Raw genomic sequence first — 18,350 nt, 5'->3', positions numbered from 1 at the left:
TCCGTATGGGGTGGCGTGTAGTCGGGGCGGCACTGGCCGCTGTCGTGGCAGCGAGCGGGTGGCCGCTGCAACTGGCACAGGTGGGGCAGGCAGCGGAGTTGCCCACCGTTTCTGTCACCCCGGCCCCGCCAACGGCGGAGGTGGAGGAGGCCGACAGCGAGGAACTGGACTCTCCTGCCCCTACCCTGCCCGGGGACATGAGCCAGGAAGTGACCGTGGATGTCGGCGCTGACACCCCCGCCCTCCCCGCCCAATCGGGCTCCGCTGCTCAGCCCGCCGCCCCGGTGCCCGTCCCCGCCGATCAAGCGATGGCTTTGGAACCGGGCGAGGGCCGCCTGTTCGTCGGCAGCAACGGCACCCAATTCGCCTACCACTGGTGGCAGGCGGGCGCCAACGGCACCGTCGTCTACTTCGACGGCGATGGCACCTCAAGCTTCACGGACCTGGACCCCGGGGGATTTAGCGATCTGGTTTCCAACAGTGCACGCGTGCGGGGCATGAACTTTGTGTTCCTGAACCACCCGGACGGCGGGGACAGCTGGTGGGAGAACGGCGACCCGGACACCTGGGCGGTGGCGGTGCGCGAGTTCATCTCCAGGGTGCCCAATGACAACTTGGTTCTGGTGGGCTACTCGGGTGGGGCCGAGTTTTTGGCGCGGCACCTGCTGTTGCCGGGCACTGACTGGCTGCCCGCCAACTCGGCGGCGGTGATGATCGGCGGGGGCGACATTGAGTGGGAGGAAGTCTCACCGGCTGGCATCCGACGGGACGTGCTGCTGGACTGGGTAGTCGGTGCGGGGGATGATTCGCCGGGATGGTCAGCGCTGCGGACCAGCGAAGTGGCGCACGAGGCCTACGTGGCGGCTGGGTACACGCGTGCCGCCCGCGTCGTGACGTGCGGCAGCCACGATTCCTACGACCTGCCGTCGATCATCGGCTGGCACGCCGACCAGGTGCTGGCGCAGGCCACTAACCTGCCCGACCCGGTGTGGGGGCCGGTGGTTGACCCGGAGCCGTTCGCGGCCTGCGACGGTTCGGCCTTGCCAACCCGCCCCGGGCAGCAGGTGCCGCGGGCCCCGCGCATGTCGGCCGCGACCCTGCGCCTGGTGGGTGACAGCTTGCGGCAGCAGCTAAACCAGCCTGCCACCTTCGAAGCTGACGCGTCACCTGACTCCCTTTTGGCGACGGTGGACGACGGCTGGGGCACCCTGGCGGCCGGTGGCGCCGCGTTCGCCTTGGGGTGGGCGGCGCTGCGGCGGGTGCGGGGCCGCCGCCACGTCAGCGAGTGACGACGCTGCTGCCCTCGACGGACGCTTTCGCTTGAACGCTATTCCATTCGCATGTTTGGCGGCAACGTACCAGAATAGCCATCGCCACGACTACTGTTCCGTAGACGCTGACTCATAGATGACTTTTCCAGGTCTGTGGTGATTTGGGTGATGGCTTGTTGGAGTTGTTCTTCGTTGTGGGCGAAGTCTTTTAGGGCTTGTTGCAGGCGGGTGGTGAATTCGTCGAGTTCGGCGGCGTTTTTGCGTAGTTCGTCGGCCAGGGTGAGGATGAAGTTTTGGTAGGCGCGGCGGAAGCGTTGGGCGCCGGGTTCTACGCCCCAGCGGGCGGTGGTTTGTTGGGCGGCCCAGTCTTCGCAGGCTTTAATGCCTTTGTCTAGGGCGTCCTTGCCGTCGGCGGCCAGGCGGGCGCGTTATTGTTCGGCTAGTTCGTAGTCGATGGACAGGTCTTCTTCGTCTGGGCCCATGGTCGGCTCCTTGCCGTTGGTGGGATGCTGCCGCTCCAGCCTAGGGCAGGAGCCGGCGGCGCGGCGGGCGTTATGCACCGGTAAATGTGTCCTGCCTGGTGGGCGGGGGGCGTGTGGCATTATGTTGCGCGTCACAGTCGACCAGGGAGTGGGAGGGGCGCAGATGCGTAGCGGGTATGGAAGTCTCAGGGCGGCAGTACTGGCAGGCGTGTTACTGGCAAGTGCCTGCAGCCCAGCCACCCCCGACGCTGGCGCCACGGCAACCACGCCGACCGCTGCCGCCAACCCGGCAGACACAGCGAGCTCCTCACCCACCCCAACCCCGTCCCCAACGGGCAGCGCCCTAGGCCCGGTAGGCACCATCGCCTTCCAAGACGACAAAGTCTGGCTAGTCACCCCCGAAGGCGACTACACCATGAACATCCCCCAAGGCTACGAAGGAAAGGAACCCACCCCAGAAAGCACTGATCCCCCGCTTGTGGCCAACCTTTCTGGCGATGGGTCCCAGATCGCGTACTTCTACTCTCCTGCCGATAAAGAACTACCCCCGAAGGAGGAAGTCCTGCTAGACGTGACATACAGCATGGTCAATGACCCTCACGCTCGTGATGACATTAACGAATTTGCAGGCAAACCGGCCGTCGCGGTGCAGGCGCGGACCATAACCGACAGATGGACGGTGGTTTATCTCTATTCGAAATTTGGTGGCGGGGTGTGGCAAATAAACTTCGCCGGCACCTCTCAGGAGCAAGCCGATGATCTCATCCGCCAGGCCAGCGAGTCCCTAACCAAGCAGTAGCCCGCAAGGCCGCTGCTCTACACACTGTCACGCGTCACCAGTTCCATCGGCAGCACGATGCGCTCGGGGGCTCCGCCGGCCAGCAGGTCGAGGGCGGCGCGGGCGGCGAGCTGGCCCTGGGTACGCAGCGGTTGGCGGATGGTGGTCAACGGTGGCTGCGTGTGGGCGGCAAGCGCGTGGTCATCGAAGCCGATGACGGAGACGTCGGCCGGGACGCGGCGTCCCGCGGTGCGCAGGGCGGCCAAGGCCCCGGCGGCGAGCCGGTCGGAGGCGGCCAGCACCCCGTCGAGCTCGGGCTGTCGACGCAGCAGCTCGACCATGGCGGCCCGTCCCGATTCCTCATCCCACCCGGTCCACACGATACGCTCGGGCCCCAGTTTCCCCGGTAGGCCGCGGCGGTAGCCGGTGAGCCGATCCTCAGCAGCGGGGTTACTGGCGGGCCCCAGCAGGGCCACAACGTCGGTGCGCCCGCGCGTCCACAGGGCGCGGGCGGCCTGCTCGGCACCGGCCTCGTCGTCGGCGTAGATGGTGGTGAAGTGCCGCTGCCACGGCTCGTCGCGCACCTGGCCGCACAGCACGACGGGCAGCCCGAGCTCTGCCAACGCCTCCAGCAGGGGCGTGCCGGTGTAGGGCGACAGGGCGATGACGGCGTCGACTGCGCGGCGGGACAGGTGCCGCAGTGCCCGGTCGTATTCGGCGGGGGTGGCGGCCTGCAGGAGGACGGGCAGGTACGGGGTGGTGCCCAGCTGATCGGTTATGCCGCGCAGGATCGTGGCGTAGGTGGGGTCGACGAAGAGTTCGTCCAGGGTTTCGGTCAGCAGCACGGCGATAGCTTCGGTGCGGCCGGTGGCCAGGGCGCGGCCAACCGCGCTGGTGACGAAGCCGGTCTCGGCGATGGCTTGGTCGATTTTGGCGCGGGTGGCGGGGGTGACTTGGGCGGTGCCGTTGAGGGCGCGCGAGACGGTGGCGCGGGAGACTCCGGCGCGGGCAGCCACGTCCGCAATAGTGGCGGCGGGGCGGCGGGGCATTGGTTTCCTTCAGTCTCTTGCGCGGCGGTCACCGACACTCTACAGTCTATGAAACCGGTTTCATAGCGGGTGGGAGGACACGGTGGGTGATCAGCAGCCGAGCGCACCAAGCCGTCACGATTGGGAGAACCCCCACCTTTTGCATCGCCACCGCCTACCCGCCCGCGCCTATTTCTTCGGCTATCCCGACGCGCAGGCCGCCGCCAGCCACGACCGGCAAAACGCCTGGGGCTTTACGGACCTGACCGGAGCGTGGCACTTCCACCTGGTCGATCACCCGCGGCGTCTGGCGCCCGTCGAACTGGGCCAGCCCCACCCGGACTGGCCGCTCGTGCAGGTACCGCACCTCTGGCAGGTCGACGGTTGGGGCCCGCTGCAATACACCGACGAGGCCTACCCCTTCCCCGTCGATCCGCCGCGCGTGCCCAGCCACAACCCGACCGGCATCTACCAGCGCCTCGTCGACGTGCCACCCCCGCCCCCGGGTGCGCGCGTGTGGCTGCGGCTGGACGGGGTGGAGAGCTACGCGGAGGTCTACGTCGGCGGGCGCTTCGTTGGCATGACCAAGGGCTCGCGCCTGGCCGCCGAGTTTGACCTCACCGACTTTCTCCAACCAGGCGAGAACCTGCTGACCCTGGTGGTGGCGCAGTTCAGCGACGGCACCTACCTGGAGGATCAGGACATGTGGTGGGCGGCGGGGCTCTTCCGCGCCATCTACCTGCACACCCGACCCGTCGCGCACCTGAGCGACTTTTGGGTGCGCACCGTACGCGAGGGCGACGACGCCCGCCTCACCGTGCACGCCGATGCCGTCGGCGCCGAAAAGCTCACCTGGACCCTGCACGCCGCCGGGCAGCTGGTGGCCCGCCGCGAGTTGCAACCGGGACAGAGCATTGAGGTGAGCGTGCCCGCTGCGCGGTTCTGGTCCCCGGAGGAGCCGTTCCTGTACGACATGCTGCTGGCGGTGCACAGCGCGGCTAACCCGGGCGGCCCGGACGCCGCCCCGACCGTAACAAACCCGGCCGCCCCACCCGCGACGAACGCGGGCGTCACCACCCCAACCGCAGCGAGCCCTGCCGTCGCCGCCCCGGCCACCCCAGACGTCGTTGCCCCAGACGTCACGGCCCCAGCGAGCGAGTACGTGCCCCACCGGCTGGGACTGGCCGAGGTGCGCATCGACGGCGGCCGCCTGCTACTGAACGGCCAGTACTTCAAGATGCATGGCGTCAACCGGCACGACCACGATCCGCACACCGGCCGCGCAGTGAGCGTGGAGCGGATGCGCCGCGACCTGGAACTGATGAAGGCGCACAACATCAACGCCGTGCGCACCGCCCACTACCCCAACGATCCGCGCTTCTACGAGCTGTGCGACGAGCTGGGCCTGCTGGTGCTAGCGGAGACCGACCTGGAGACGCACGGTTTCGCGTGCGTGGGTGATTTGGCGCGTCTGACCGACGATCCGGGGTGGCAGGCCGCGTTCGTCGATCGCATCACCCGGCACGTGGTGGCGCAACGCAACCACGCCTGCATCGTCGCCTGGTCGCTGGGCAACGAGTCCGGGTTCGGCTGCAACATCGCCGCCGCCACCGCCGCCTGCAAAGCGCTCGATCCACGACCGGTGCACTACGAGGAGGATCGGGACGCCGAGGTGGTGGACCTGATCTCCACCATGTACTCGCGCGTGTCCCAGATGCACGACTTCGGCGAGTTCCCCCACCCCAAGCCGCGCATCTTGTGCGAGTACGCGCACGCGATGGGCAACGGACCGGGCGGGCTGGCCGAGTATCAGGCGGTCTTCACCAAGTGGGACTGCCTGCAGGGGCACTTCGTGTGGGAATGGTGCGATCACGGGCTGGCGGCGCGCGCCGCGGACGGCACCGAGTTCCACACCTATGGCGGAGACCACGGCGACTACCCCCACAACGGCAACTTCTGCATCGACGGCTTGGTTTTCCCCTGGCAGTCCCCCAGCCCGGGGTTGGTGGAGTACGCCCAGGTGCTGTGTCCCGTCGGGGTGGAATTGGCCGCCGACGCCGCCCCCGCTCTGCAGGTGACCAACCGGCGCTACTTCACGGACCTAACCGACGTCACCCTGCAGGTGGCGCTCGCCCCCGAGGGGCAGGCCGGGGCGCCGTGGCTGGTGCGGCCCGGGCCAGTGCCGCCCGGGGCGACCGCGCGGGTGGAGCTTCCGACTGAGCTGGCGGAGGCGTTATCCCACCCGGCGTTGCTGGCGCGCCCGCCGCTGCCGGGCGCGGGCCGGGACCGGCCCGGCGGGGTGCCGGTGACGGGCGAGAACTGGCTGGTCGTCTCGGTGCGGGGCCGGGTGCTCGACGCCGCCGCCCACGAACTGGGCCGCTTCCAGTTCGCCCTGCCGCCGAGCCCGGCGGCGCACGCCGCGCCGCGGGCGCACGCTGATCCGGCCGCGCCGGGGTTCGCCGGGCCCCCCACCCCGGAAGCCACCACGCCGCCCCCGCCGGAGACCACCGCTGTAGTAGCGGAAACAGCAGTGCGGGATGCGGGCGACGCCGCGGCTGCGGCATCCGCCCCGCGCGCCGTCACCGCTCCCCCCACTCCGCGCGCCGTCGCCGCTCCCCCCGCCCCGCTCGCCGTCGCTGCCTCCCACGACCGCCTGACCCTGACCTCCCCCACCGACCGCTGGCAGCTGGACCTGCTGTCCGGGGAGCTGACCGTGTGGCACCACCGGGACCAGCCGGTGCTGGCCAGCGGCCCGCGCGTGGGGCTATGGAAGCCGCTGATCGACAACCATGCGCCCGAGCATGAGGCGCTGTGGCGGCCGCGCCACCTGCACGCCCTGCAGACCGCCACCCGGGAGGTGACGTGGCGGCAGGACGGGACGGACGTCGTCGTGCACGTCACCCAACTCCTCGGCCCGCCCGGCCTGGGGTGGGGCGTCGACCTGGAGCTGGACTACCGGTTCACCCCCAACGGCCTCACGCTGGGGGTGGCGGGGCGACCGCGCGGCGACTTTCTGCCCCTCGTGCCCCGCATCGGCCTGACCTGCGAACTGCCGGGGCAACTGCGAGACGTGGAGTGGTACGGGCGCGGGCCAGGCGAGAACTATCCCGACTCGGCCACCGCGAACCTGATCGGCCAGTGGCGCGCCACGGTGGACGACATGTTCACCCCGTACGTGGTGCCGCAGGACTGCGGCAACCGGGGCGAGGTGCGGTGGGTGCGCCTGTCCGGGGCGGGCCGGGCCTTGACGGTGGCCCCCAGCCGGGGCGGGCGGCCGCTGGCGTTCTCGGCGTGGCCGTACCGAGCCGCCGACATCGACGCGGCCCGCCACCGCTGTGACCTGGTGGCCCGCGACACCGTCACCCTGAACCTCAACGATGCGGTGCTGGGGCTCGGGTCGAACTCGTGGGGATCGGAAGTATTGGACAGTTACCGGTTGCGGCTCGCGCCGTTCACGTTCAGCTACGACTTGTGGGCGGGGGTGGCGTGATGCGGGTGGTCAGCCGGTCACAGTTGGCGGCGTGGGGCGGGCCGCGCGGCGAGCCCCGCTGGGCGCGCGTGGCGGCGGCGCTAACGCGGGCGCAGCCGGGCGGGGTGGTGGCGGCCGACGTCGCCCACTCGCTCGGCGACAGCCTCACCTACCGCCGCATCGAGGCCCAGCAGCTGGTGGGCGGGCCACTGCGCGGGCACCGCCGCTACCTGACGCTGCTGGCCCCGCTGGACGCCGCGCTGCAGGTAGAGGTGGCGCCACAGGCCGAGTTGGCGGCCGCCGGGCCGTACAGCGACCTGACCGACTGCCAACTGTTCACCCCGCCCCCCGCGGGCCTCGACGCGGTCGAGGTGGCGGCGGGCCGGGTAGGGATCGTGGAGATCGCCGAGGCGGCAAGAGTGCGGGCCGGGCGCGGGAACGTCGTCGTGCTGCGGGTGACGGTGGAAGGCACCGAGGTGGCGCAACTGTGAGGCAGAAATGAGCAAACGTAAACAGATCGGCCGCCTCGCCCTGCTGGCGATGATCGTGTCCGCGACGTTCAACATCAACCACGTGCTCAACAACCACGTGGCGATCGGCTTGGCGTCGGCCCCGACATTCCTGGCGGCCACATTCATCTACTTCGTGCCGTTCACACTGGTGATCGCCGAGTTCGCCGCGCTCAACCACAGCTCCGAATCGGGCGTCTACCAGTGGGTACGCACCTCCCTGGGGGGCCGCTGGGCGTTCCTGACGGCGTTTTGCTACTGGTTCGTCAACCTGTTTTATTTCGCGGCCCTCCTGCCGATGACCCTGGTTTTCGCCTCGTACTTGTGGCTCGGCTATCCAGCGCGGCTGTCACAGGGCTGGATCACGGTGCTGTCGCTAGTGATCTTCGCGGCCACCACGTGGCTGTCGACGCACGGGGCCCGCCGCATCGGCAGCCTCACCGCCATCGGGGCCCTGGCGGTGCTGACGCTCACGGTGGGATTCGTGCTCTTCAGTGGGCTGGCGCTGGCGGGCGGCGTGCAGGCAGCGACACCGCTGACGGTGCGCAACATGACACCCGACCTAGGGTCGTTCGCGTCCGTGTGGCTCTACTTGGGGACGCTCGCGTGGATCATTCAAGGCGTCGGCGGCGCCGAATCCGTGGGGGTGTTCCTGCAGGACCTGCGCGGCGGCGTGCGGGCATTCGTGCGCACCATCGTCGTCGCCGGGGTGCTGATCGGGCTGCTGTATGCGGGGGCCTCGGCGATGCTGACAGTGTTCGTGCCCGCGGGACAGCTGGAGATTTCGAACGGCCTGTTCGTGGCGCTCGGGGCCGTGGCGGAACACTTCGGTATCTCGGCGGCGGTGTCGTATCGGGTGATCGGCGTCGTGCTGCTGGCGGCGACCCTCTCAACGATCCTGGTGTGGACGGCCACGCCCGTGAAAGTCATGTTCGCGGAGATCCCGCCGGGGGTCTTCGGGCCGCGCCTGGCCCGCCTGAACAGTCACGGCGTGCCGGAGCGGGCGGCGTGGCTCCAGTTCCTCATCGTTGCCCCCATGCTGGCGCTGCCCGCGCTCGGCAGCGGCAACATCAACGAACTGCTGCGAATCGTCGTGAACATGACGGCGGTGACGGCGCTGCTGCCGAGCCTCATCATCATGTACGCCTACCTGGTTTTGCGGTGGAAGTACGACGCCGTCCCCCGCAACTTCCGCTTCCTGCCCCGCCGGGCGGCGCTCGCCGTCATCGGGCCCCTGCTCGCCGGGTGCTGCGTCGTGTTCGTCGCCGGGACGATTCCGCTGGCCCAGCCGCTGTGGCTGACCTTGACATACAACATTGGCGGGCTCGTGCTCTTCGTCGGCTCGGCGGCGCTGTGGTATCAGCGCTACCTGCGACGGCTGCGGCGCGCCAACCCGGCCGCCGCCCGGGCCGCACTCGCCCCGGGAGTGCACGACGGGGAAGGGTAGGGGCGGGCGGCGCGGGATGCGGTGGCGCGGTACTAGGTGCAGCGGCCCGGTGGCCGGGCTTGGGTGCGGCAGCCCGGTGGCCGACCAGACGAAACCTTGAAGCTCAGGTCGTAGAACCCCTTAAGTCGCGAGGGGTTTGCTAGATTCCGACTCTCAGCCCAGCCTGGTCACCAACTCCAAATCCTAATTCACCTTTAATCGCGAGGTGCTTGTTGGCGGGAGAATTACGAGTCTCTCGCTGGCCAGGACCGGTCTTAATGCACCTTTAGTCGCGAGGTGCTTGTTGGCCGCTACCGAGACGCCGAGCACGCCACGGAGCCACCGTCTTAATGCACCTTTAGTCGCGAGGTGCTTGTTGGCGTGACATCGTCCTAGGAGAGAGGCTGCCCATCACCCGTCTTAATGCACCTTTAGTCGCGAGGTGCTTGTTGGCATCGCTACACCGTACATACTGCGTCGGGCAGTATGTCTTAATGCACCTTTAGTCGCGAGGTGCTTGTTGGCTCTGAAGGAGGTTCAGAAGGAGGGTAGTCAGCGCGGGTCTTAATGCACCTTTAGTCGCGAGGTGCTTGTTGGCCCTACACGGACGCCGACCACCGCGCCGCCCTCCAGGCGTCTTAATGCACCTTTAGTCGCGAGGTGCTTGTTGGCCGGTGAACCCGTAGCCTTGGCGGCGCCCGACGGCACGTCTTAATGCACCTTTAGTCGCGAGGTGCTTGTTGGCCCTCGTGGAGGGCCAGGGGAAACCCTGACCCACGTCTTAATGCACCTTTAGTCGCGAGGTGCTTGTTGGCCCCCAGCCCCGGACCCGACGCCGAGTCCGACTATGTCTTAATGCACCTTTAGTCGCGAGGTGCTTGTTGGCGGGCCTGCCCGAGCCGACTGAGGGGGTGGTGTTCATGTCTTAATGCACCTTTAGTCGCGAGGTGCTTGTTGGCCCGGGCATTCGGCCGCAACCGGGTGCTCACGGCGCGTCTTAATGCACCTTTAGTCGCGAGGTGCTTGTTGGCCCCCGTAGGGGCACGTGGTCCGCCGGCCGGAAGTGTCTTAATGCACCTTTAGTCGCGAGGTGCTTGTTTGCACCGGAAGCCGCTGGCTTCCGGTTCTTTGTCAGCGAGTCTTAATGCACCTTTAGTCGCGAGGTGCTTGTTGGCGAGGGTGGCCGCGATACACGGCTGCCCTTGTGATGTCTTAATGCACCTTTAGTCGCGAGGTGCTTGTTGGCCGTATCGCTGGGGTTTGAAAACCCCGACGGAAGAGTCTTAATGCACCTTTAGTCGCGAGGTGCTTGTTGGCGCTAGTGGTGGCGCTTATAGTCAGTACGGCAGTGTCTTAATGCACCTTTAGTCGCGAGGTGCTTGTTGGCCCTGCGCTGAGAGTCAGCTGAGGGCCGCCGTCTCGGCCTGGACCGCGCCAACGCCCCCATGCTAGCACTTAGCTGAACGATGTGCGCTGATTTTCGTCACGTTCACGCACCCAAACTTGATCCTGACAATAACCTGAACAATAACAGCAGTTCGCGCTGTTGACAGCAGTCCACACCACTCCCCCCTTCTTCTGCCCTACATACAGCACCCTTTGCATGCACACGATTGCCCTGACATATGCGCGGAGCAACAGTCACACACCTAGACTTTTCGTTGATACACCAACAAAAAACCCATCCACAGTGACATGCGCCACACTTGCGGCCTGGAGCAAGTACCACAAACGCCCTCCTACCCCTATGCTGGACCTAGGCATAGCAGCCAGGTAGCGCCCCGACTGCTTCAGCAACAAAGTTGCTGCTGAAGCAAACTTACGCGATTCCAGCACTTTGGTGCATCTGTTTCAGGATACGCGAGTTAACTCGCGGATTTTCGCGCCCGAAAACAAATATCCCGAAAGTTGGTGACCCACATGGAAACCTCTGTACGCCATTTAGGTGAGCTCACCTATCCGTTGCGCGCAAGCGCCGCTTTCCAGCGTCAAGCCCTGACCGGGGAGCCGGACTTGTTAACCGAGATCGCCGCACCCGACTCACTCCTAAACGCCTGGCGCTACGTCTTCACCCGCGATGCCAAGGACGGCTACCTCCTGCAGCAAAGCCAGCAGATCGCCGCGGATCCCGACCGCTTCGTCGCCGCCCTCTCCGGAGCGTTGCTGAGCGGCCGGTACCAACCCGAGCCCCAAGTGGAGGTACTCATCCCCAAAAAGGGCAAGACATCCGCCATGCGGGAGCTTTCCATCCCCTCCATTCGCGACCGCGTGGTGGAACGGGCCGTCCTCAACGCCATCATCGACCGCGCCGACCTCCTGCAGTGCTCAGCGTCATTCGCCTTCCGGCGCGGCCTCGGCGTCCAGGCCGCCACCCACGAGATAACCCAACTCCGTGATAGTGGCAATCGGTACGTCCTGCTGACCGACATCGCCAACTACTTCGGCCGCATCAACATCGCCGACTCCCTACGGGTGCTGCAACGTGGCCTGTTCTGTTCCCGCACCCTCGCCCTCTTGCGTTTCATCGCCAAGCCACGTCGTGTCGTCGGGCGACGTCGCATCCGCTCCCGCGGTCTCGCCCAAGGTTCCTGCCTCTCCCCCCTCCTCGCCAACCTCGCCTTGACCGATATCGACTTCGCCCTGGCCGACACTGGTGTCGGTTACGTACGTTTTGCCGACGACATCCTCCTGTGCGCTCCCTCCCGTACTGAACTTGCCGCTTCCCAGCGACTCCTGGCATCCCTCGCTGCCCACCAAGGTTTACAGCTCAATGAGGAGAAAACCATGCACACCAGCTTCGACGCCGGGTTTTGCTACCTCGGGGTGGATTTCACCGCTCACCAGCCCGTCACCGACCTGCACTACGGCGTCAAGCACACCAAGCAGCCTGCCAAAGTGCTCTACGTCGGACAGGATGGTGCCCGTGTGAGCCTCACCCGCGAACGCCTCGTCATCACGGGACCCGATACGCTCCCTCAAGTATCTGTGCCTCGCCGCCTCGTGAGCCGAATCGTGCTCAGCGGCAACGTCGGGCTGAGCGCAGGCGCCCGCAACTGGGCGTTGTTTAACGAGATTGATGTCATCTGTCTGTCCCGGCGCGGCAGCTACCTCGGCCAGATGACGGGACTACGTTCCGCCCTGAACGCCTCGCGGCTGCTGCGGCAAGCCGAGTTTGCCGCGAACCCAGCGGCGCGCCTCCCGCTCGCCAAGCAGTTCGTGGGAGCCAAGCTCAACAACCAGCTGCACATGCTGCACCGGCTCGGGCGCCGCAGCAAGAACATCGACGTTGCCGACACGTGCGTCACGATCCGCGGATTGACCACGCAACTGCCGGATGCGACCACCGTGGACGAGGTGCGCGGCCTGGAGGGACAAGGCTCAGCGCTGTATTTCCCCTGCGCAGCCGAACTGCTGCCCACCGAGATGTGGTTCGCTGGCCGGAGCCGCCGCCCACCCCGGGACGTCGCCAATGCAGCCTTGTCTTACGGGTACGCGATCCTGCTCGGTGAGTGCACCGCCGCCCTGTACGCCGCCGGTTTAGAACCCTCCCTCGGGCTCCTACATGCCTCCACCGACAAGCGCCCCAGCCTGTCACTCGACCTGATGGAAGAGTTTCGGCCACTGTTGGTGGACCGGGTGGTCTGGTCACTGCTGCGGTTGCGGCGCTTGCGGGCCGAGCACGGCACTGCCAGCCCCGACGGCGACGGGGTATGGCTCACCAACGAGGGCAAGCGCATCCTCGTTGACGGCTACGAGGCGATGCTGCAGCGCAGTGTTAAGGGTTCCCTACCGGGCTTTGCTGGTACGTGGCGGCGCCACATTCACCACCAAGCCCAGCGCCTGGCCCACGCCATCTTCGACCCCGTCTACTCGTGGAGCGCAGCGGCGTGGCGTTAGACGCCATCATTGCCTACGACATTGCCTCCAACAGGCGCCGCACCCGTATTGCGGCCCTGTTGGAGGGGTGGGGCTTTCGCATCCAAGAATCGGTATTCCAACTCTCCGTCTCGCAGGCCGAGTTGGCCGAGATCCAGCGCCAGTTGCAGGAGCTGATCGTGGAGTCCGACGACGTTATCCACATCTACCGCCTGTGCCGCAGCTGTGCCAACGGCATCGTCGTGCTCGGCACTGCTCCCACCATCCACGACCGCGGGCTCTACCTCGGTGTGTGGTAACCAAAAGCTACGTCCCGATTAGGCCTACACTCGGGCGAGGAGTCGAGGAGGAGCCATGCCCACCACGGTCTACATCGAGTTCACTGCCGACAGCCCGGTGGAACCAACGCCGCGCCGCCTGCACGCTGCCCTCAGCGGCATCCTAGATCTGCCGGTGGGAATCTCGCCGCAGCGCGCCGCCACCCTGCCCGCCCTAGCGGTGCGGCCGGTGCACGACGCGCCCGGCCCTAAGCCCTACAGTCTGGGCCAGTTGATGACTCGGCTGGGCGTGCTCGGCATGGAGGTGCGTTTCCTCGACGATCGGTTGGTCTCCACTCTCGATGCCTGGCTCGCGTGGGGCGGTGTGCTGCCGCTCGGCAGCGGGGACGAGCACACGGCGCTGCTGTGTGCGCAGCAGGCAGAGGTGATACAGACCGCCACCTGGCAGGAACTGGCCGACACTACCGACAACACGGCGTGGGAAATCACGCTGCTTTCCCCCACCGTCTTCTCCCGGCACGCTCAGCACACAGCGGACTTCACTGCGGTATCTTTCGCCGACTCGCTGCATGCACGCTGGCGGGCGTGGAACGTCGGCTACGACTTTCCCCTGCCTCGCCGCGCCGACCTTGCCCACCTACTGGTCATGGACGATCACACCCGTCCCGTAACGGTGAACCTCGGCATGCCACACAAGGATCGGCGCGGACGTTTGGCTTCTCGTGCCATCACAGCCCGCGAAGGCAGGCTGCGGATAAGTGGCCGCACCGGCACCCCCGCCACCGCAGCCTTCTCGCGCCTGATGGCGCTGGCGCAGTTCACCAGCGTGGGCTCCCACGGAGCCTTCGGCATGGGGCTAATCGACGTGGTGCCAAGCTCCTGATGTGCAGCGGTCAGACGAGGACCGCGATCGCGGCATTGACGACCGTCAGCACGCCGACGGCCCAGAAGAGTCCCGTGGGAACAGTCTCGTTGCGCTTCTGCCGGGCCCCGGCCACCCCTAGGGCCGCCCCTATCACCAGCAGCACTCCGAGCTTGATGCCGATCTTGCCGTAGTTGAGGTCCTGCTCCAACCCCCACGGGGCAGCCAAAACCAGGCCGGTGACGAAGGCCAGCGCCATGCCCCACTGCATCAGGGGCGTCACCCGGCTCCGGCGCTGGAAGGCCTCGACGGCCCACGCCCCCAGTAGCAGCGCAAAGCCCACCAGGTGCAAAACAACAACGATGTTCCGCAGCATGCCCATGGCCCCATCCTTCACTCTCGGCGGCGCGCCCCGGGTAGGCAGTGCCGACACTGTCACCAGTATGGGGCCACAGTCACCGATGATGGTCAGCGGCGAAAGAAATCCCGCACCGGTACTTTCAGCATCAAGGCCACCACCAGCCCGATCAAGATCGGGACGGCCACCACCCACCAAGCAAAACTCAGCACCCCACACACCGAGCCCAGCCGCTCAGCAATGGGAACTGCCGACCAATTTGCCCACAACTCCAGGCACACCGTCAGCGGCACCCCCACAAATCCCAAGAGCCCCAGGGCCTTCTCCCGGAAGCGGGCCGAACGCTGCTCGCGATACTCCAGCAGGCTCTGCACGCTTTCGCGCACCGTGCGTGCCTGTTCCGCCACCTGAGTCACCATCTCGTTCACCCCACTGACATCTTGCAGCTTGGTGAGTAGCTTGCGCGCGTTGATCCGTTCCGTCACATCGGTCCACCACTCGCTCGCCAGGAAAACTGCCGCCCGGCCATCTAGCTGCAGGGCCCGGTAGATGAGGGCGTCTCGGTCAGTGGAGGGACCGGCGTTGTCCGCCAGTTCGCTCAGGGACCGCTCCACGTCCCGCGCCACCTTGGCGAGCTGGTGCGATAGCTTCCGCACCTGCAAGCGATCCAGCTCCAGCAACAAGCAAACATCCGCGAACTGGGTCAGAGTCAGCCCCAACGCCAACGGCCAGAAACGATTGTCGGCACCACTTGGCAAAACCGCCACTCCACGCGGATACACGGCGACCGCCCAGTTACTGGAAAATCGTTCCAGGCGCTCCCGCGCCAGCTCGGCCTGGGTGTCGTCGTAGGGCGGTCCCCACGTGCCCTGCAAGTGGCCCCACCGCCACCCTGCCTCCGCCAGGGCGGTATCGTCCCCGGCTGTTGCCTGCCAGCGGCTGGCTGGCACCCAGGTGAGCACGAATGGGCGGGCGGGACGCTGCCCCCCGATCTCCCCACTATCACCCAACTCCAAGTCCCCGCAGTGCGCATCGGCGGCCAGCCGCTGCTGCAACTCACCGATGAGGTTCATCAATTCGTTGGTGAGACGCAAGGCCCGATGCATTTCGTCCGGCCCCGTACAGGTGACCTCAGCGTGCACAACGACCAGCGCGAATTTCTCCTCCACCCGCAGCGTCTCCAGCGCCTGCACCAGCAATTGCACGTGTTGAGCATCCCCCGGGTGCTCCGACTCGCCAGAGCGCGGAGTGACGTCGATGTCTAGCTTCCACGGGTTAGCCAGCAATTGCCAGCGCCGCACATCTGCATTCAGCAGCCGCTCCTTTATCTCGGGAAAGAAGTCGGTCTCCCGCGCCTGTTGGGTAATAGTCGTGTGTTGCCCCGGGGTGGCGCCCTCCCCAAAGGCCACATGCTTTACCTGCAACGCTCCCTCCTGCCAGCCTGCCCGCCCGACAGAGGCCAACGGGAAGGTCTCCTCCCACGGCTTTGTCAACGCGGCTCGGAAGATGAGGGCGCAACGCAAGCGAGCGGGATCAGCCAGCAGCGCCGCCTGCGCGGGGCTCACGATTCCGTCCCGGTGGCGGCAGCCGCCCCTGCCAGACAGTCCCGCAGTTGGCGGAACGTATCCGCCCAGTCGACATCCTCACCATGCTCGCGGCCCAGAAATTCCCGCGCGCCGCACAGCAATTCCAAGTACGAACAGCCCGCCAACCCCACCTTCTCGCAGGCCGCCTGCAACGAGGCCGCAAAGTCGCTGTGGCCGTGCGAATACGGACTGAGATTGCGCACCTCCTCTAACGCCCACAGATACTTGAGCTCGGCAGGAAAGCTGGACTTCTGCTGTAAAAGCTTCTTCCGCTTCTGACCTGATTTTTTCAGGTACTTGGCCGCCAACTCCCCCACAATCACCGCGACACGTCCCTTATCGCGCTCACTCCAGTCCGCGAAATTCTCGTTGTCTACCACCACGCCTGCCAGCGCCGCCAGGATGTAGGCCCGCTCGTCTTCCGTACCCAGGCTCGCCCGCATCCGTTCAGCCAACTCCTGGGCCTGTTTGGCCACCTCCTGGAACTCACTACCAGTCACGCGCAAAATCCGGGCGACCGTCAACAGGTCTAGGCGGCGGAGGCAATCATGCGCCACCCGCAGCAGTTGTTCCCGATCCCGCGGGCTAACGACGAAGTAGTGCAGCTGAGTGCGATGCTGCAACTCGCCGTCTGTGCCCTTTACGTGCGACAGGAGGGTAACTGGCAGCCCGAAGCGGGCGCCAAAGCGTTGCGCGGCTCGGGTGGCAGCGAGGAATGCGTGTTTCTCACCTGGCACATCGAGAATAACCGCCTGGACACGCGGTTCCAGTTGCTCCAGTGCCGCATACACCCGCTTCTCGATGACCTTCATGCGGGCGGTTATCTCATCTGCCTTCTTCAGATCCCGGAAGGCAGTGCCGTACTCGATGATCTCCCCGTCGCCGTCGCAACGCCACCCGTTGGCGGCAATCTGCTCCCGGCGCACCTGTTCGGCCACAGTAGCGGTGTCTTTCGAGGCAAGTAATATCCGATGGATATAGGTTTCTGCACTACCCGGCGTCAACCCCAGATCAAGAGGGCAAACTCCGTTACACAGATTCACTAATACAGAGTTCTCATGCTCGGTCTTGTCGCTCGGGCCGACTGCGTGCACAAAGGCCACGTCCCCCGTGGGCCACACCAGCCCGGTGGGCAGGTCTCCCCCAATTAGATGCCGGACAGAGTCTCGGGTCTGTTGCGCCTCCCGCGAATCCGCACCCATCAGGCGATGCGTTGCGTCCTTGCCTACCTGGTTCAGCTCCTTGACACGCAACAGCCATTGCTGAGCAAAGGTAGGTTCGGGCTGCTTACTCACCCACCCGATATGGTGGCCGAGTGTAAGATGAGTTTCCTTCTGTAACTCTTCCTCCGCAGTCTTCTCTCCCGGCGCCAGCCGGGCTCGGTAGCCGGCGTATACCCAGGCTCGCACCGCCAAGCCCGCGCCGATATCACCCCGGGCGATATCAGCCAGGACGATGTTGCGCAGGGCCTCGGCCCTGTCCTCCCAAGACGCATCCTCGCTAAACGCCGCGGCCGTCACCTGCTCCAGTTCCGTCAACGCGCCGTCCGCCACCGCGGCTAGATCAGCCAAGCCCAGTGCAGTCGTCCATCCCCGGTAGGCGTCAACATCGTGGCTGAAACTAACCGCCTCAGCGGCCTCGTTTGGGGCTTGGCTCGGAATCAGCAGCTCGACGGTTCTATCGCCATTCTCCTGCAGCGCCCGCAGCAAAATGACCAAAAGTGTATTCGCCCCCGCCCCGATGGCCACGTAGATGGGTCCCGCCGTGGCCCGCAGTTGCTCGGCGAGCCGTCCCACCACCTCGTCTTCCACCAAGCTCTGACAGTCGAATACCGTGCACTTCCTCAGGTCGATTCCGGCAGTCTCCCGGACCCTATCGCCGCACGCTGACCAGGCGTCTGCCAGCAGCTCAGCCAGCGGAGTCGTCGGTCTCTGCCCGAAGGACGATCCGAGCAGCAGCAGGTCCACTGGCTCCCCCGCCCGTTTCGCGACGGCCCGCAGCGCACTCGGTAACGGCAGCTGCCGCCCCGAGGTGGAGGGGCTAGTAATCTCCTGCGGATCGGACCGGTAGTCGGCATTCCACAGCCGCGCGAACACCTGGGCGGATTCCCCGATCTTCCGGGCTTCCCGCAGCTCACCCTGCCGTGCCGACTCCAAGTTGTTAAACAACTTGCAGATATCTGAGTCCGATCCACCCGGCACCAGCCTTTGCTCTTTGCCCTCCACCTTCCCGCGCGGTTCATCGATCCCCAGGTCTGACACCCCGACGATGTGCACGAGTAATGCCACTTTGAACCTCCTTGTTGCGGGCTAGCAGTCAATTGTGCCGCGGTTTAGCCGTCCTGCCACGAAAAATGAAAAGTGATGATCGTTACTTCCCAGCCATGGCTGTGCTGTGGGCTGCAAGCTGCCATACTGAAGCAGTTCA

At 66.1% G+C, this 18,350-nt stretch carries 13 protein-coding genes and 1 CRISPR repeat array; of the genes, 8 read left to right on the top strand and 5 right to left on the bottom strand.

Annotated elements, in window-relative coordinates; genetic code table 11:
- Nucleotides 1-5 precede the first annotated feature (5 nt).
- Entirely contained in the window at nt 6-1,289 is a 1,284-nt protein-coding gene (locus BSZ40_RS08370; protein WP_073825191.1) for a hypothetical protein, read from the top strand.
- Between the two features lie 410 nt (nt 1,290-1,699).
- On the opposite strand, the gene BSZ40_RS12395 is transcribed toward BSZ40_RS08370, so the two are convergent.
- The gene (locus BSZ40_RS12395) at nt 1,700-1,831 is read right to left on the bottom strand and encodes a hypothetical protein (protein ID WP_281246640.1); all 132 of its coding nucleotides are present in this window, start codon (nt 1,829-1,831) and stop codon (nt 1,700-1,702) included.
- A gap of 130 nt (nt 1,832-1,961) precedes the next feature.
- On the opposite strand from BSZ40_RS12395, the gene BSZ40_RS08365 reads away from it, so the two are divergent.
- Nucleotides 1,962-2,552, top strand: a complete 591-nt coding sequence (locus tag BSZ40_RS08365) for a hypothetical protein (protein ID WP_073825188.1) — start codon at nt 1,962-1,964, stop codon at nt 2,550-2,552.
- A gap of 17 nt (nt 2,553-2,569) precedes the next feature.
- Here BSZ40_RS08365 and BSZ40_RS08360 read toward each other — a convergent pair whose 3' ends face one another.
- Nucleotides 2,570-3,580 (bottom strand): LacI family DNA-binding transcriptional regulator, encoded by a 1,011-nt coding sequence (locus BSZ40_RS08360; RefSeq protein WP_073825186.1) that lies wholly within the window; start codon nt 3,578-3,580, stop codon nt 2,570-2,572.
- A gap of 82 nt (nt 3,581-3,662) precedes the next feature.
- On the opposite strand from BSZ40_RS08360, the gene BSZ40_RS08355 reads away from it, so the two are divergent.
- The 6 genes from BSZ40_RS08355 (at nt 3,663) to cas6 (ending at nt 14,000) form a co-directional block, all read left to right on the top strand.
- Entirely contained in the window at nt 3,663-7,049 is a 3,387-nt protein-coding gene (locus BSZ40_RS08355; RefSeq protein WP_084542739.1) for a glycoside hydrolase family 2 TIM barrel-domain containing protein, read from the top strand.
- Nucleotides 7,049-7,519, top strand: a complete 471-nt coding sequence (locus tag BSZ40_RS08350) for a NanQ anomerase/TabA/YiaL family protein (protein WP_073825182.1) — start codon at nt 7,049-7,051, stop codon at nt 7,517-7,519. The genes BSZ40_RS08355 and BSZ40_RS08350 overlap by 1 nt, the downstream gene beginning before the upstream one ends.
- 7 nt (nt 7,520-7,526) lie before the next feature.
- Complete coding sequence (locus BSZ40_RS08345; RefSeq protein ID WP_073825179.1) at nt 7,527-8,984, top strand: amino acid permease; 1,458 nt, start codon at nt 7,527-7,529, stop codon at nt 8,982-8,984.
- Between the two features lie 180 nt (nt 8,985-9,164).
- A CRISPR array of direct repeats spans nt 9,165-10,350; the repeat unit is 37 nt; unit sequence GTCTTAATGCACCTTTAGTCGCGAGGTGCTTGTTGGC.
- Nucleotides 10,351-10,883: 533 nt separating this feature from the next.
- The gene (cas1, locus tag BSZ40_RS08340; protein WP_073825178.1) at nt 10,884-12,860 is read left to right on the top strand and encodes a CRISPR-associated endonuclease Cas1; all 1,977 of its coding nucleotides are present in this window, start codon (nt 10,884-10,886) and stop codon (nt 12,858-12,860) included.
- Complete coding sequence (cas2, locus tag BSZ40_RS08335; RefSeq protein WP_245793975.1) at nt 12,836-13,138, top strand: CRISPR-associated endonuclease Cas2; 303 nt, start codon at nt 12,836-12,838, stop codon at nt 13,136-13,138. Before cas1 ends, cas2 begins: the two co-directional genes overlap by 25 nt.
- 55 nt (nt 13,139-13,193) lie before the next feature.
- Nucleotides 13,194-14,000 carry a CRISPR system precrRNA processing endoribonuclease RAMP protein Cas6 gene (cas6, locus tag BSZ40_RS08330; RefSeq protein WP_073825174.1) on the top strand — a complete coding sequence of 269 codons (807 nt, stop codon included), beginning with the start codon at nt 13,194-13,196 and terminating at the stop codon, nt 13,998-14,000.
- A 10-nt stretch (nt 14,001-14,010) separates the two neighbouring features.
- Here the strand turns inward: cas6 and BSZ40_RS08325 are convergent, their stop codons facing one another.
- The 3 genes from BSZ40_RS08325 to BSZ40_RS08315 all read right to left on the bottom strand — a co-directional run bounded on the left by BSZ40_RS08325 (nt 14,011) and on the right by BSZ40_RS08315 (nt 18,211).
- On the bottom strand, nt 14,011-14,361 hold the full coding sequence (locus tag BSZ40_RS08325) for a Fe-S protein (RefSeq protein WP_073825171.1): 351 nt from the start codon (nt 14,359-14,361) through the stop codon (nt 14,011-14,013).
- A gap of 86 nt (nt 14,362-14,447) precedes the next feature.
- Entirely contained in the window at nt 14,448-15,902 is a 1,455-nt protein-coding gene (locus tag BSZ40_RS08320) for a hypothetical protein (protein WP_073825170.1), read from the bottom strand.
- A complete protein-coding gene (locus BSZ40_RS08315) occupies nt 15,899-18,211 on the bottom strand; it encodes a hypothetical protein (protein WP_143180920.1) in 2,313 nt (770 codons plus the stop codon). The genes BSZ40_RS08320 and BSZ40_RS08315 overlap by 4 nt, the downstream gene beginning before the upstream one ends.
- Nucleotides 18,212-18,350 lie beyond the last annotated feature (139 nt).

Origin of the sequence: Buchananella hordeovulneris (assembly GCF_001907235.1) — a bacterium.
Taxonomy (GTDB): Bacteria; Actinomycetota; Actinomycetes; order Actinomycetales; family Actinomycetaceae; genus Buchananella; species Buchananella hordeovulneris.
The sequence above is the reverse complement of the archived record's forward strand: the minus strand, read 5'-3'. Positions and strand labels throughout refer to the sequence as shown.

Excerpts from the sequence above, each read along its gene's own strand:
- BSZ40_RS08370 (WP_073825191.1), top strand. The coding sequence starts at position 6 with ATGGGGTGGCGTGTAGTCGGGGCGGCACTGGCCGCTGTCGTGGCAGCG.
- BSZ40_RS08360 (WP_073825186.1), bottom strand. The coding sequence starts at position 3,580 with ATGCCCCGCCGCCCCGCCGCCACTATTGCGGACGTGGCTGCCCGCGCC.
- BSZ40_RS08350 (WP_073825182.1), top strand. The coding sequence starts at position 7,049 with ATGCGGGTGGTCAGCCGGTCACAGTTGGCGGCGTGGGGCGGGCCGCGC.
- BSZ40_RS08345 (WP_073825179.1), top strand. The coding sequence starts at position 7,527 with ATGAGCAAACGTAAACAGATCGGCCGCCTCGCCCTGCTGGCGATGATC.
- cas1 (WP_073825178.1), top strand. The coding sequence starts at position 10,884 with ATGGAAACCTCTGTACGCCATTTAGGTGAGCTCACCTATCCGTTGCGC.
- cas6 (WP_073825174.1), top strand. The coding sequence starts at position 13,194 with ATGCCCACCACGGTCTACATCGAGTTCACTGCCGACAGCCCGGTGGAA.
- BSZ40_RS08325 (WP_073825171.1), bottom strand. The coding sequence starts at position 14,361 with ATGGGCATGCTGCGGAACATCGTTGTTGTTTTGCACCTGGTGGGCTTT.